This is a genomic window from Streptomyces sp. NPDC107581 (genome assembly GCF_055657175.1).
In genome coordinates this window covers 1-12,857 of the sequence record NZ_JBVKBH010000023.1, presented here as the reverse complement: position 1 = coordinate 12,857, position 12,857 = coordinate 1, and the positions used below count along the sequence as shown (strand labels likewise).

The window sequence follows — 12,857 nt, the reverse complement described above, 5'->3', positions numbered from 1 at the left end:
AGGTCTGTCCCGGACGGGGACACGAAGCACCTCGCCATGGTGAGGTCGGGTGCAGACTTGAGGTTAACACTACCGGATCCAACAAACATTCCCCCTCTCCAAATCCGGCAACCGTGTCTCAGCTCGCAAGCGGCAGCACACTCGCTCCCTGCTCATCGAGACTCAGCCGGTTGGCGGCCCAGTCGGCGCCGGCCAGGGCCTCCACCTTGTCGGCGGTGCCGGCGTCGGACAGGGCCATGACGGTGGGCCCGGCGCCCGAGATGACGGCCGGGATCCCGTCGGCCCGCAGCCGCTCCACCAGTGCGGCGCTCTCCGGCATGGCCGGGGCGCGGTACTCCTGGTGGAGACGGTCCTCGGTGGCGGGCAGCAGCAGCTCGGGGCGCCGGGTGAGGGCCTCGACGAGCAGCGCTGCACGGCCCGCGTTGACGGCCGCGTCGACGTGCGGCACGGTGCGCGGGAGCAGTCCGCGCGCGGTCTCGGTCAGGACCGGCTTTCCGGGCACGAAAACCACCGGAACGATGGAATCGTTCGGCTCCATCCTGATCGCCCGGGCGGCGCCGGCCTCCATCCAGGAGAGAGTGAAGCCGCCCAGCAGACAGGCCGCCACATTGTCCGGGTGACCCTCGATCTCGGTGGCCAGTTCAAGGAGTGCGGCGTCGTCCAGCCTGGCCTCCCCGCCTATGGTCACCGCGCGGGCGGCGACGATGCCGGCGCAGATCGCGGCCGAGGAGGAGCCCAGGCCGCGGCCGTGCGGAATGCGGTTGGCGCAGACGATCTCCAGGCCGCGGGGCTGCCCGCCCAGCAGGTCGAAGGCGGTGCGCAGGGACCGGACGAGCAGATGACTCTCGTCCCGGGGCAGGGTCTCGCCGCCCTCACCCGCGATGTCGATGTGCAGCCCGGAGTCGGCCACCCGGACGACCACGTCGTCGTAGAGCCCCAGCGCGAGGCCCAGGGCGTCGAAGCCCGGACCGAGGTTGGCGCTGGTGGCGGGAACGCGCACCCGGACGGCGGCGGCGCGGAACGCTGGACCGGCCATCGCTCGTTGACTCTCCTTGAGCTGCGTGACTGTCGAATGACACTCGATGGACATCCGATGGACATTCGATGATGTACGAAGACCCGTCGGGCCGCGGAGACGACGCGGCGCCGTGCCACACGCGGAGGCATATGCGGTGGGCGGGTTCAGTACAGCGTATCGAAGGAAGGTTCTGTGGCGACATAGGGCGCACAGGAGGCGCACGATGCGTGTCGTATGCCCCCTGTGCATCCCGTCGGGGTTTGCCTCTGCTCAGGCCGGGCCGGGCCGGGCTCGGCCGGGCCGGGCTCGGCCGGGCCGGGCTCGGCCGGGCCGGGCTCGGCCGGGCCGGGCTCGGCCGGGCCGGGCTCGGCCTGGGCCCTTGAGGGTCCGGCCCGAACCCGAAGGATCAGGCCGGCCGCTCAGGGCTCAAGCGGCCTGCTCAGGGCTCAAGCCGGAACCTCGGGGCTCAGGCCTGAACCCCGGGGTTCAGGCCAGACCGAGGCGCTCGGCCGCGGTGGCCGCGTCGACCGGGACGGTGACCGGCTGCGGGGCGCCGGCGACGGCCCAGTCGGGGTCCTTCAGGCCGTTGCCGGTGACGGTGCACACGATGCGCTGCCCCGGGTCGACCTTGCCCTGCTCGGCCGCCTTCAGCAGACCGGCCACGGAGGCGGCGGAGGCGGGCTCCACGAAGACGCCCTCCTGTGCGGCCAACAGCCGGTAGGCGCGCAGGATTTCACGGTCCGTCACCTCGTCGATGGCGCCGCCGGACTCGTCCCGCGCCGCCAGCGCGTACTGCCAGGAGGCCGGGTTGCCGATGCGGATCGCGGTGGCGATGGTCGAGGGGTCCTTGACCACCTCGCCGCGCACGATCGGGGCGCTGCCGGAGGCCTGGAACCCCCACATCCGGGGGGTCCGGGTGGCGATGCCGTCGGCGGCGTACTCCCGGTACCCCTTCCAGTAGGCCGTGATGTTGCCCGCGTTGCCGACCGGAAGGACGTGGATGTCCGGGGCGTCGCCGAGCATGTCCACGATCTCGAAGGCGGCCGTCTTCTGGCCCTCGATACGCACCGGGTTGACCGAATTGACCAGCGCCACCGGGTAGTTCTCGCTCAGCGCGCGGGCGAGCGTGAGGCAGTCGTCGAAGTTGCCGTCGACCTGGAGGATCTTCGCGCCGTGCACGAGCGCCTGGCCCATCTTGCCGAGCGCGATCTTGCCCTGCGGGACGAGGACGGCCGACACCATGCCCGCACGCACCGCGTACGCGGCGGCCGAGGCGGAGGTGTTGCCGGTGGAGGCGCAGATGACGGCCTTCGCCCCCTCCTCCTTGGCCTTGGTGATGGCCATGGTCATGCCGCGGTCCTTGAAGGACCCGGTCGGGTTCGCGCCCTCGACCTTGAGGTGGACCTCGCAGCCGGTGCGCTCGGAGAGCACCTGTGCAGGCACGAGGGGCGTGCCACCCTCACGGAGCGTCACGACCGGCGTGGTGTCGGAAACCGGCAGCCGGTCCCGGTACTCCTCGATGATTCCGCGCCACTGGTGGGTCATTGCTGGTTACTCTCCTTCAACCCGCATGATGCTGGCGACACCCCGCACGGTGTCGAGCTTGCGCAGCGCCTCGACGGTCCCGGACAGGGAGGCGTCGGAGGCCCGGTGGGTGACGACGACGAGGGAGGCCTCGCCGTCCTTGCCCTGCTGCCGAACCGTGTCGATCGACACTCCGTGCTCGGCGAAGACGGTCGCGACCTGGGCGAGCACACCCGGTTTGTCCGCGACGTCAAGGCTGATGTGGTAGCGCGTGACGACCTCGCCCATCGGCGAGACGGGCAGGGCTGCGTACGCCGACTCACCGGGCCCCGTTGCGCCGTTGAGCCGGTTGCGGCAGACGGCGACCAGGTCGCCGAGGACCGCGGAGGCCGTGGGCGCACCGCCGGCGCCGGGGCCGTAGAACATCAGCTGCCCGGCCGCGTCCGACTCCACGAAGACGGCGTTGTACGCGCCGCGCACGGAGGCGAGCGGGTGGGTCAGCGGAATCATGGCGGGATGCACCCGCGCGGTGACCGAGGCGCCGTCCTTGGAGCGCTCGCAGATGGCGAGCAGCTTGATGGTGCAGCCCATCTCCTTGGCCGAGCGGAAGTCGGCGGCGGTGACCTCGGTCATGCCCTCGCGGTAGACGTCGTCCAGGCGCACCCGCGTGTGGAAGGCGATGCCGGCGAGGATGGCGGCCTTGGCGGCCGCGTCGAAGGCCTCGACGTCGGCGGTCGGGTCGGCCTCCGCGTACCCGAGGGCGGTGGCCTCGTCGAGGGCCTCCTGGTAGCCCGCCCCCGTGCTGTCCATCTTGTCGAGGATGAAGTTGGTGGTGCCGTTCACGATGCCCAGGACGCGGTTGACCTTGTCGCCGGCGAGGGACTCGCGCAGCGGCCGGATCAGCGGGATGGCGCCGGCGACGGCGGCCTCGTAGTAGAGGTCCTTGCCGTGCTCCTCGGCGGCGGCGTGCAGGGCGGCACCGTCCTGGGCGAGCAGCGCCTTGTTGGCGGAGACCACGGAGGCGCCGTGCTCGAAGGCGGTGGTGATGAGGGTCCGGGCGGGCTCGATGCCCCCGATGACCTCGACCACCACGTCGATGTCTCCGCTCTTGACGAGGGCGGTGGCATCGGTGGTGACCAGGGAGGGGTCGATGCCGTCCCGGACCTTGGAGGGCCGCCGGACCGCGACGCCCGCGAGCTCCACGGGGGCCCCGATCCTGGCGGCGAGGTCGTCGGCGTGCGTCGTCATGATGCGCGCCACCTCTGAGCCGACCACTCCACAGCCCAGCAGCGCCACCTTCAGCGGACGCGTACGCATCATCCGACCTCGTTTCCTCTTACCGTCTACGGTTGGACCAGTCTCACTCACCGGACGGGAGTTTCTACCCTTCGTCCGGATCGTGAGACATCTATTTCATTTGTACGGGGCCGGAAGACCGGAGATCTTCCGCCCCGCGGTTTACGGCGTCAGCCGACGTCCAGACGCAGGAGATCCTCCTCCGTCTCGCGCCGGACGACGACCCGCGCCTCGCCGTCCCGCACGGCGACGACGGGCGGGCGCAGCACATGGTTGTAGTTGCTGGCCATGGACCGGCAGTAGGCGCCGGTGGCCGGTACGGCGATGAGGTCACCGGGTGCCAGGTCGGCCGGCAGGAACGCGTCCTTCACCACGATGTCCCCGCTCTCGCAGTGCTTGCCGACGACACGGGCGAGCATGGGCTCGGCGTCGGAGGCGCGGGAGACGAGGGCGACGCTGTACTCGGCGTCGTAGAGCGCCGTCCGGATGTTGTCGGACATGCCCCCGTCGACGGAGACGTAGGTCCGCAGCCCGTCGAGCGGCTTGACGGTGCCGACCTCGTAGAGCGTGAAGGCGGTGGGGCCGACGATGGCGCGCCCCGGCTCGACGGAGATCCGCGGCGTCCGCAGCCTGGCGGCGTCGCACTCGCGGCTGACGATCTCACCGAGCGCCTTGGCGATCTCGTGCGGCTCGCGGGGGTCGTCGTCACTGGTGTAGGCGATGCCGAGGCCGCCCCCGAGGTCGATCTCGGGCAGCTCGACCCCGTGCTCGTCCCTGATGTCCTTGAGCAGCCCGACGACCCGGTGGGCGGCGACCTCGAAGCCCGACATGTCGAAGATCTGCGACCCGATGTGGGAGTGGATCCCGATCAGCTCCAGCCCGTCCAGCTGCAGGGCCCGCCGCACGGCCTCGGCGGCCTGTCCCCCGGCCAGCGGGATCCCGAACTTCTGGTCCTCATGGGCGGTGGCAATGAACTCGTGCGTGTGCGCCTCGACCCCGACGGTGATCCGGATCTGGACCTTCTGCCGCTTGCCGAGGGACTGCGCGATGTGCGCGACCCGCACGATCTCCTGGAAGGAGTCGAGGACGATCCGCCCCACACCGGCCTCGACGGCACGGGTGATCTCCCCGACGGACTTGTTGTTGCCGTGGAAGGCGATGCGCTCGGCGGGCATGCCGGCGGACAGGGCCGTGGCCAGCTCCCCGCCCGAGCACACGTCCAGGTTGAGGCCCTCCTCGTGCAGCCACCGCACGACGGCGCGGGACAGGAAGGCCTTGCCGGCGTAGAACACATCGGCGTCGGCCCCGAAGGCGGTGCGCCAGGCGCGGGCCCGGGCGCGGAAGTCGGCCTCGTCGACGATGTAGGCCGGGGTGCCGAACTCCTCGGCGAGCCGGGTCGCGGGAATCCCGCCGACGGTCAGGACACCGTCGTCGCCCCGGCCGACGGTCTGGGCCCACACCTTCGGGTCGAGGGTGTTGAGGTCGGCGGGCGGGGCGGAGTAGTGCCCCTCGGGAAGGACATCGGCGTGACGGGGCCCGGCGGGATGCGCGGAACGGCTCATGACGTTGCTCTCAGACTCTCTGTCTCTCTCCGGGGGCTCATGTCTTCGTCTCTTCTCCGGCCCTCAGAGATGTTCGGGTGCGTCGATGCCGAGCAGGGACAGGCCACCGGCCAGCACCGTCCCGGCGGCTTCGGCGAGTGCCAGCCGGGCACGGTGGGCGGCCGAGGGTTTCTCCTCGCCGCGCGGAAGCACGGAGGCCAGCAGCGGCAGGACGGCATCGGCGACGGTGACGAGATGCCGGGCAAGCCGGTCCGGGGCGCGATGGGTGGCGGCCGCGGAGAGGATACGGGGGTGGGCGGCGAGGGCGTTGAGCAGCTCACGCGCCCCTTCCGGTACGGCGACGGGTCCGGGCTCGGCACCGAATCCGAGGCGCCCGGCGTTACGGCTCAGGGCCCGGACCCGCGCATGCGCGTACCGCACTCGGAACAGCGGGTTGCTCTCCCTCTGGACGAGGTGGTCGGCGGTGATCCGGGGCCTGTCGTGCGCCGCGGGGTGCAGCAGGGCCCACTGGGCGGCGTCGGCCCCGAGCGGCGCGGGATCCTCCGGCGCCGGAACGGGCCGCAGATTGACGGGCTCACCGTGCTCGACCTCGGCCCGCCCGCCCTGAGTCGCGACGATCCGCGCCACGGCATCGGCGACGACCTCGGCGCGTGCCTCGTAGGGCACGCGCAACACGACGACCTGCCCGGCGAGGGCGTCACCGCATCCGTACGCGGCACCGCGCTCGCGGATGTCCCGCACCAGGCCGGCCACGAGGTCGCCCTGCTCCTCGAGGCTGATGTTGAGGAACCCGGGCCCGGTGACGACGACGTCCCGGATCCCCTCGGCACGGACGAGATGCGGCCGCAGGATCTCCGCCACCTGCCGGGGCGGCCGCCCGGCGGACCCGGCGAGCTGCAGGGCGACATTGGTGGCGTAGTCCCCGCACCCCCCGGCCCCCGGCTCACTCACCACAACCCGCTCCGGCACGGTCACACTCAGCTCCCCCTGCTCAACAGCACACCGCACCGCACACAGCACGGCACACGAGAGCTCAACGGGGGTCACGGGACAAGCGTAGGGGAGGAGGGGGGTGGGTATGCGAGGCGGTTTGTGTTGGGGGCGGGGTGGGAGAGGTGCGAGAGGCGGGGGCGGAGGTACGGGTGAGGTGAGAGGTCGGGAGTTGCCGGGGGAAGACCGGGGGTGGGGGTGGGAGAGGGAAGGGGGGCGGAGGTGCGGAGTGAGGGGGAGGCCGCCAGTGGGAGGGGCGGGGCTGAGTGAGGAGGGCTGGGGCCGGGCGGGAGGGGCCGGGGCCGGGTGAGGAGGGCCGGGGCCGGGTGAGGAGGGCCGGGGCCGGGTGGGAAGGGGCGGGGCCCGGACGGGGGGCGGCTCAGCCCGGGAACGACGGTACGGGGGGATGCGATACGGGGGGGAACGACGGTGCGGAGGGGGCGGCGGTACGGAGGATGCGGCGATACAGGGTTATGGGGACAAGGAGTTGGACGGCTGAACGGGGGAATGGAGGTGGAGGGCGGGACGGCTGATGGCGCCGACCGACCCGGTTCGGCTACCCGCCGAAGGAGACGCCGTCGGTCATCTCTGCCACTTCGGCCGCTTCGGCCGCTTCGGCCCTCGCGGCCACCTCTGCTACGTCCGTTACCTCTGGCACCTCGGTGGCCTCGGCCACCACACCGGGAATCCGGTCGACCGCCTCAGATCTCCGTCGAGGAATCCGGCCGACCACCTCGGACACAGCCCCGGGGCCCCTGTCGATCACTCCACCCCCTCCGCGCCCGTCTACGCCTACGCCTCCGGCTCCGCCTTCACCACCATCGCCGTCCTCCTCATCACCTTCGCCGTCCCCCTCACCACCGTCCCCTTTTCCCTCCCCACCCCTGCTTCCCTCCGGCCTGCGCTCGATCAGGTGCTTGACGAGCCGGACGAGTTCCGCGGGTTCGAAAGGCTTGGCGAGGAAGGCGTCGACGCCGACGTCGAGGCCGGTCTCCACCTCGTACTGGGTGCAGGCACTGATGATGGCGAGGGGAAGGTCGTGAGTGCGGGGATCGGCGCGCAGCCGGGCGGCGGTGCGGAGCCCGTCCAAGCGGGGCATGACGACGTCGAGCGTCACGACATCTGGCCGCACCTGATGCACCACATCCAGACACTCGGCACCATCGGCCGCGGTCACGACCTCAAGACCCTCCAGCTCGAGGTTGACCCTGATCAGCTGCCGGATGACCTTGTTGTCGTCCACAACAAGCACCCGGCCCGATGCGCCTGGCACAAGTCGAGAGTAGGTCCGCCCCGGCCACCGCGTCCGGGTTTTCCCCACTTCCACCCCCACCGGGGGACCCGTCCTCTCCCCGCCGCAGGACCCGCCCTCCCCATGCCCCGGGAAACCCGTTCCTGATCACCCCGGAAGACCTGCTAGGGTTCTACCCGTCGCCGCAAACAAGAAGTCAAGCGCCCGACACGCCCCCGTAGCTCAGGGGATAGAGCAACGGCCTCCGGAGCCGTGTGCGCAGGTTCGAATCCTGCCGGGGGCACCCAACATGAGGTGCCCAAAGACCCCGCCACCAGCGAGAACGCTGAGGACGGGGTCTTCGCGTATGTGCAGGCGTATGCAGGCCTGAGTGGCCCTAGGACACGGTCTGTGGACTATTCGTGGACAGGATCTTGGAGCGTCTGCCCAGGTCAAATCAGCTGCCTCGGAACGGACACAGCCCGGCGTGCCAGTCCCGCTCCAGATCCACTGTGTCGAATACGCTGCGAAGACGTTCAACCTGACGTCCTTGATAGTGCGTGCACGCAACGGACTGACGCACGACGGCGGCTCTTCACGTCGGTCCGGTTGGCACAGCAGCCGGGTGCAGGAAGGGGTGTGGCATGAGGTCCCCAGGCGTGCACCTGCGGGAGATCACCGACGACAATCGGGATGCCGTCCGTGCTCTCCGCGTCCGACGTAACCAGAAGCAGTTCGTCGCCTCCGTGTCCAAGTCGCTCAAGCAGGCGGCAAAGAAGCCGGGGGCCAATCCCTGGTACCGCGCCGTGTACATCGGCGACGAGCCAGTCGGCTTCGTGATGCTGTCGTGGAAGCCGCCGGCTGGTCCTTACAAAGGGCGACACTTCATCTGGCGCCTCCTCGTCGACAAGCGGCACCAGAGGCGAGGGATCGGCCGAGAGACACTCACCCAGATCGCCGCCCTGGTTCGCGCGGACGGCGCCACCGAGCTGCTGACCAGCTACGATCCCGGCGACGGCGAACCGTGGCCCTTCTACCAGAAGTTCGGGTTCGAGCCCACCGGGGAGATCGACGACGGCGAGATCGTTCTGCGGCTGACCTTCCCCGCTCGGTGAGCTCGCTCCATGTCTGCCGTAACCGACCATTACCCCGCATCCGGCCATTCCTCCGGGGGCTCTGGCGGCTCCGGGTCAGCCTGCCGCTCCACTCGCCGCCCGTTCTCCGCTCGCACCGTCGTCAACCACGGCCAGAGATCCTGCTGCGGTTGCGCCGAGCAGGCCAGCCGGTGCTCGATACGGCACCGTTGAAACGGATCCGGCGGACACACCCCGTAGACGGTTACCCGACCGTCGGAGAGCTCGATCCACCGATGCTCCGCCGGAACCGTATGGGCCAGCGGAGTCATATCCGGCTCAAGCAACACCCAGTCCTGCTCCAGCGTCGCCATGCGATCCGCCGGCAGGCCGCAGTACAGGCAGCGCGACTGCCTACCTCCCAGCCTGCGCGGTCCCTCTTCCAAAACCCCCATATCGTGAGGGTCGGCAGCCCGACGGCGTATGCGTAGACCACGAACTGGACGGGACGCCTGCGACAGTCGTCCATCCGTGAAATGGGACGCGACCCGGCAGGTGCAACTAGCAACCAACGGCCGAAGGCACACGGCCGAGACACGACGAAACCCCCGGCCCAAGAAGCGGGCTGGGGGCTAACGGCCCACGTGCGAGATCACTCGTATTCGCGCAACAACTCTTCGATCTTGCGGTTGGCAATCTCCTGGCGTCCATCGATGCATTTGGCATAGCGGCCCAACAGGACCTCAACACTGTTGCCCGCGCGTTCGGCAACCTCGGTCGGGTCCACCCCGGAGTTAAGCCAGGTCGACAGGGCCGAGTGTCGGAGGTCGTACGGCCGGGCGGCGAGCGGAGAGGCGACCGCGGCCGGCGGGAGCGCCAGCGCCCGAGCCTCCTGCCACACGCGGTAGTAAGTCGAAGAGCCGACCACTCCCCCACGTTCGTTCGTGAACAGTCGCCCGTCCTCCGCACTGCCGAACGTGTCGAGGTGCTGCCGAAGGATGGCGACGAGCTGAGGCGGGATGGGCACGAGCCGCACCTCTTCGGCCGGCCGGTTCTTCAGGCCGCGGTCGTCGTGGGTCTCGCCGGAGTCCGTCCACTGCTTTCCGACACTGGGGCGCGTGCGGTTCAGCAGGGCCGTCCCCCAGCCGGTCTCCGGCAGCTTCAGGTCTGCTTTGGTGAGGCCGACTGCCTCAGCAGGGCGTAAGGCGCCGTAGTACATGCAGGCGAACAAGCCGACGAGTCGACGACCACGCGCCCGGCCGTATCCACCGATGTACGAGACCGCGGTCAACAGGGACCGAGCCTGCTCCGGATTGGCGACTACGCGGGGATCCACTTCGCCGGCCACCTTCGGCTTCTTCCAGCGAATGGCGGTGATCGGGTTCTCCTTGAACTCCCCAAGATCCACCGCGTAGTGCAGCGCGTTGACGAGCGTCCGACGCTTACGCCGAACCGTCTCCGCAGCCGCCGCCGTCCCGTCGAGCTTCAGCTTGAGCGAATCCAGGACCGCCCGACCGATAGCAGCGTCGCCAAGGTCGGACAGAGGGCGCGAAGCCTTTACGACCCAATGCAGTGTGTTCGCGATCTCGGTCGGCAATTCGCGATCATCGGGACCCGGCAGGACAAAGGCCCAGTTGCGCAGTGCCTTCCTGAGCAGATCATCGGACGGCCGCCCCGGACGATCGTCGAGAAGGGCCATGGTTACGGCGGTCAGCGACTCATTGATCCCGTTGCGCGTGTTCGGCGCCGCGTGCGGCCACTTCATGGCGAGGTACTTCAGAGCGAAGGCGTACCAGGTGGCCGAAGGGGCCTTTTCGATCATCGAGTCGGGCAGCCCGGTGACCGTGTCGAACTCTTCGCCGTCCCGGGCAGCGCGGAGAAGCTTGGCGCGGTAGTGGTCCGCAAGCCCCTTGGTGCGAAACTGATCGGAGAACACGTTGCCGGCAACGGTCCATCTGACGTCATAGGACGACTTCTTGGTGTTCCTCTTTCGAACGCCCCAGACCTTCACGTCGAGAGACCTCATGCCGTGGCCCTCTCTCGGGCGTTCAGCCATGCGTTGAAGTCACTGCGCCACACGCGCCATTCGCCGTTGGGCAACTTGAAGGCCTGCGGCGCCTGACCAAGCTCCTGCCAGCGGTAGAAGGTCCGACGTGAGATGCCCTTGAGTTCGGTACAGACCTCCAGCACGGTCATCAACTCGTCTTTCACGTCAGCGCTCCTTCCTGGACGAGTTGGTCTTGTAGGGCTTCGCGGGCGGTTTCGCGGTTGAGCTGGAGGTCGCGGGCGATGGTCGCGGCGAGGGCCGATTCGCCGGGGGTATGGCCGTGGCCGGCGTACTGCCAGTCGGCCAGGACGAGGACGGTGTCCGGCTCGCGATCGTCCAGGCCGAGGGCTTCGCGCTCCTGGGCAGCCCGGTAGTCGGCGCGTACCTGCCGGAGGGCACCGAGAGTGGTGGAATAGCGGCGGGACTTCGACGAGAAGTGGCCGCGGAAGCCGAGCATGTGCGCCCAGGCCCAAAGCCGTCGGCCCGGGTACAGCGCGTCGAGGTCCCAGCACGCGGTGATCAGGCGGCGAGCGTGGTCGGGAACGCCGTGGCGGTCGAGTTCGGCGAGTTCACCGATCCGGCGGTCGAGGGTGCCGGTGTTCTCGGCGGCTTTGGTGGCGTACTTGGCGACGTAGGAGGCGACGGCCTGTTCGGTGAGGTCGGAGCCGTCGCCGAAGGCCTTCACGGGGCGGATGTCGAGTTCTCGGCCCCAGCGGAGCGTGCGGGCGGGTTGGTCGCCGATCGCGGGAACACGGAGGCTGGTGTACGAGTGCCGGACGGCGGCCCGGATGGCATCAGTGAGCAGGTCGACGCTCGCCCAGGAGGGCGGTGCCGAGTCGGCTCCATCGGGTCCGTCGAGGCGGATCACGGCGTGGAAGTGGATGGCGCCACGTTTCTGGAACTCGGCGACCTTGCCGTAGGAGACCCGGCAGGCTTCGGAGAGCTCGCGCTGGGTGAGGCTGGCGCGCTTGGCGATCTCGCGGCGGAGCCGGTTGGTGAAGCGCTGCCATAAGTCGCCGGCGTGGTTGTTGAATAGCACCGCACCGGCGTAGTCGTAAGCGTCCGGATCAAGGGCGGTGCCAAGGACGGGATCGTCCTCGCGGTGGCGACGGCCGCAGCCACAGTGTCCGTGGTCGGGGCGGTTGTGGACCGGGCCGAACGAGGGTGCGGTGAGGGTGGCAAAGACGCGGGGGTGATCCCGGACGGCGACGGGGATGTCCCGGCGGTCGTCCCCGGCGAGCCCGGCGCGGATGAGGTGGTAGGTGTCGCCGGCGTAGGTGTAGGCGCAGGAGGGGCAGCGGGAGGCGCGGCGGTTGCCGCAGGCGATGCGCAGCCGGCCGCCCGGTTCCCCATGACTGGTGTAGCGGTGGAGGGTCTCGCCGGTGGTCTTGTCGATGCGGGTCGTCCAGCCACGCAGGTGGATGGGGTCGGCGCAGCCGCCGGTGCGGTGGATCTGATGTTGCCAGCGGTCGAAGTCGGGGGCGGAGGCCACCCGCAGCAGGTCGCCGAGGGTGGTCGGATCGAGAGCGGTCAGGGTGGCGGTGTCGGTCATGCGAGCACCTCCTGACGGGCAGTCAGGAAGGCAGTGCCGATCCAGCGGGTGTAGGCGGGCGGGATCGCCTCGGTCAGCTCCTCGTGGACGTGGGTCCAGGTGATGCCCATGGCGGCTTGCATCTCGGCGATGGTGGCCTTGCCGCCGCGGGTCTGGTGCAGGTTCGGGTGACAGGTTCAGTCACGCGGCTTGGAGGGCCGGTGTGGTCATGACGGTCTCGTATTCGACGGGGGTCAGCCGGCCGAGTGCCGCTTGCCGACGGCGTCGGTGGTAGGTCCGCTCGATCCAGGTCACGATGGCGATCCGCAGTTCCTCGCGGGTGGCCCACTTCCGGCGGTCGAGGACGTTCTTCTGCAGCAGGCTGAAGAAGGACTCCATGGCCGCGTTGTCGCCGGCCGCCCCGACTCTCCCTATCGATCCGGCCATCCGGTGGCGGTCGAGCGCCCGAACGAACTTCCGGGACCGAAATTGGCTGGACTCAACCGGTCGTTGCAACACTGGCTTGTTGGAGCAAGAGTAGCTGCTCGTTGAATGCCTCGGCCGGGGTCCTCCAACCAAGTGTCT

General features: G+C 69.7%; 11 protein-coding genes, 1 tRNA gene and 3 pseudogenes. 3 read left to right on the top strand and 12 right to left on the bottom strand.

From position 1 onward, the window contains the following. Positions 1 to 118: 118 nt before the first annotated feature. Positions 119 to 1,036, bottom strand: coding sequence for a homoserine kinase (thrB, locus tag ACZ7P3_RS38675; RefSeq protein WP_472089036.1), 918 nt, complete (start codon positions 1,034 to 1,036; stop codon positions 119 to 121). 242 nt (positions 1,037 to 1,278) lie between these two features. On the opposite strand from thrB, the gene ACZ7P3_RS38670 reads away from it, so the two are divergent. Beyond that, positions 1,279 to 1,401, top strand: a complete 123-nt coding sequence (locus ACZ7P3_RS38670) for a hypothetical protein (protein WP_472089035.1) — start codon at positions 1,279 to 1,281, stop codon at positions 1,399 to 1,401. Between the two features lie 103 nt (positions 1,402 to 1,504). Here ACZ7P3_RS38670 and thrC read toward each other — a convergent pair whose 3' ends face one another. From thrC to ACZ7P3_RS38645, 5 genes and pseudogenes are all read right to left on the bottom strand, one after another. Next, positions 1,505 to 2,563, bottom strand: coding sequence for a threonine synthase (thrC, locus tag ACZ7P3_RS38665; RefSeq protein ID WP_472089033.1), 1,059 nt, complete (start codon positions 2,561 to 2,563; stop codon positions 1,505 to 1,507). Between the two features lie 6 nt (positions 2,564 to 2,569). Next, positions 2,570 to 3,862, bottom strand: coding sequence for a homoserine dehydrogenase (locus ACZ7P3_RS38660; protein ID WP_472089031.1), 1,293 nt, complete (start codon positions 3,860 to 3,862; stop codon positions 2,570 to 2,572). Between the two features lie 146 nt (positions 3,863 to 4,008). Continuing rightward, positions 4,009 to 5,400, bottom strand: coding sequence for a diaminopimelate decarboxylase (gene lysA / locus ACZ7P3_RS38655; protein ID WP_472089030.1), 1,392 nt, complete (start codon positions 5,398 to 5,400; stop codon positions 4,009 to 4,011). Between the two features lie 63 nt (positions 5,401 to 5,463). Beyond that, the gene (gene nrtL, locus ACZ7P3_RS38650) at positions 5,464 to 6,447 is read right to left on the bottom strand and encodes an ArgS-related anticodon-binding protein NrtL (RefSeq protein WP_472089028.1); all 984 of its coding nucleotides are present in this window, start codon (positions 6,445 to 6,447) and stop codon (positions 5,464 to 5,466) included. 739 nt (positions 6,448 to 7,186) lie between these two features. Further along, positions 7,187 to 7,663: pseudogene (locus ACZ7P3_RS38645) on the bottom strand (response regulator); the annotation flags it as partial. Positions 7,664 to 7,853: 190 nt separating this feature from the next. On the opposite strand from ACZ7P3_RS38645, the gene ACZ7P3_RS38640 reads away from it, so the two are divergent. Both ACZ7P3_RS38640 and ACZ7P3_RS38635 read left to right on the top strand, forming a co-directional pair. After that, positions 7,854 to 7,925 (top strand) — tRNA-Arg (locus ACZ7P3_RS38640). Between the two features lie 355 nt (positions 7,926 to 8,280). Beyond that, on the top strand, positions 8,281 to 8,736 hold the full coding sequence (locus ACZ7P3_RS38635; RefSeq protein WP_472089027.1) for a GNAT family N-acetyltransferase: 456 nt from the start codon (positions 8,281 to 8,283) through the stop codon (positions 8,734 to 8,736). A gap of 29 nt (positions 8,737 to 8,765) precedes the next feature. Here the strand turns inward: ACZ7P3_RS38635 and ACZ7P3_RS38630 are convergent, their stop codons facing one another. The 6 genes and pseudogenes from ACZ7P3_RS38630 to ACZ7P3_RS38605 all read right to left on the bottom strand — a co-directional run. Continuing rightward, a complete protein-coding gene (locus ACZ7P3_RS38630) occupies positions 8,766 to 9,149 on the bottom strand; it encodes a DUF6083 domain-containing protein (protein WP_472089025.1) in 384 nt (127 codons plus the stop codon). Between the two features lie 197 nt (positions 9,150 to 9,346). Beyond that, positions 9,347 to 10,720 (bottom strand): tyrosine-type recombinase/integrase, encoded by a 1,374-nt coding sequence (locus ACZ7P3_RS38625; RefSeq protein ID WP_472089023.1) that lies wholly within the window; start codon positions 10,718 to 10,720, stop codon positions 9,347 to 9,349. Next, the gene (locus tag ACZ7P3_RS38620; RefSeq protein ID WP_472089174.1) at positions 10,717 to 10,890 is read right to left on the bottom strand and encodes a helix-turn-helix transcriptional regulator; all 174 of its coding nucleotides are present in this window, start codon (positions 10,888 to 10,890) and stop codon (positions 10,717 to 10,719) included. Before ACZ7P3_RS38620 ends, ACZ7P3_RS38625 begins: the two co-directional genes overlap by 4 nt. Before the next feature lie 11 nt (positions 10,891 to 10,901). After that, positions 10,902 to 12,293, bottom strand: coding sequence for a replication initiator protein RepSA (repSA, locus tag ACZ7P3_RS38615; protein WP_472089021.1), 1,392 nt, complete (start codon positions 12,291 to 12,293; stop codon positions 10,902 to 10,904). Then, positions 12,290 to 12,439: pseudogene (locus ACZ7P3_RS38610) on the bottom strand (DNA methylase); the annotation flags it as partial. The pseudogene ACZ7P3_RS38610 and the gene repSA, both read right to left, overlap by 4 nt. Before the next feature lie 34 nt (positions 12,440 to 12,473). Beyond that, positions 12,474 to 12,767: pseudogene (locus tag ACZ7P3_RS38605) on the bottom strand (integrase core domain-containing protein); the annotation flags it as partial. Between the last annotated feature and the right edge of the window lie 90 nt (positions 12,768 to 12,857).

Bases quoted from the DNA above. Each gene is read 5' to 3' on its own strand.
- ACZ7P3_RS38625 (WP_472089023.1), bottom strand. From the start codon at position 10,720: ATGAGGTCTCTCGACGTGAAGGTCTGGGGCGTTCGAAAGAGGAACACC.
- ACZ7P3_RS38630 (WP_472089025.1), bottom strand. From the start codon at position 9,149: ATGGGGGTTTTGGAAGAGGGACCGCGCAGGCTGGGAGGTAGGCAGTCG.
- thrC (WP_472089033.1), bottom strand. From the start codon at position 2,563: ATGACCCACCAGTGGCGCGGAATCATCGAGGAGTACCGGGACCGGCTG.
- thrB (WP_472089036.1), bottom strand. From the start codon at position 1,036: ATGGCCGGTCCAGCGTTCCGCGCCGCCGCCGTCCGGGTGCGCGTTCCC.
- lysA (WP_472089030.1), bottom strand. From the start codon at position 5,400: ATGAGCCGTTCCGCGCATCCCGCCGGGCCCCGTCACGCCGATGTCCTT.
- ACZ7P3_RS38660 (WP_472089031.1), bottom strand. From the start codon at position 3,862: ATGATGCGTACGCGTCCGCTGAAGGTGGCGCTGCTGGGCTGTGGAGTG.
- repSA (WP_472089021.1), bottom strand. From the start codon at position 12,293: ATGACCGACACCGCCACCCTGACCGCTCTCGATCCGACCACCCTCGGC.
- ACZ7P3_RS38620 (WP_472089174.1), bottom strand. From the start codon at position 10,890: ATGACCGTGCTGGAGGTCTGTACCGAACTCAAGGGCATCTCACGTCGG.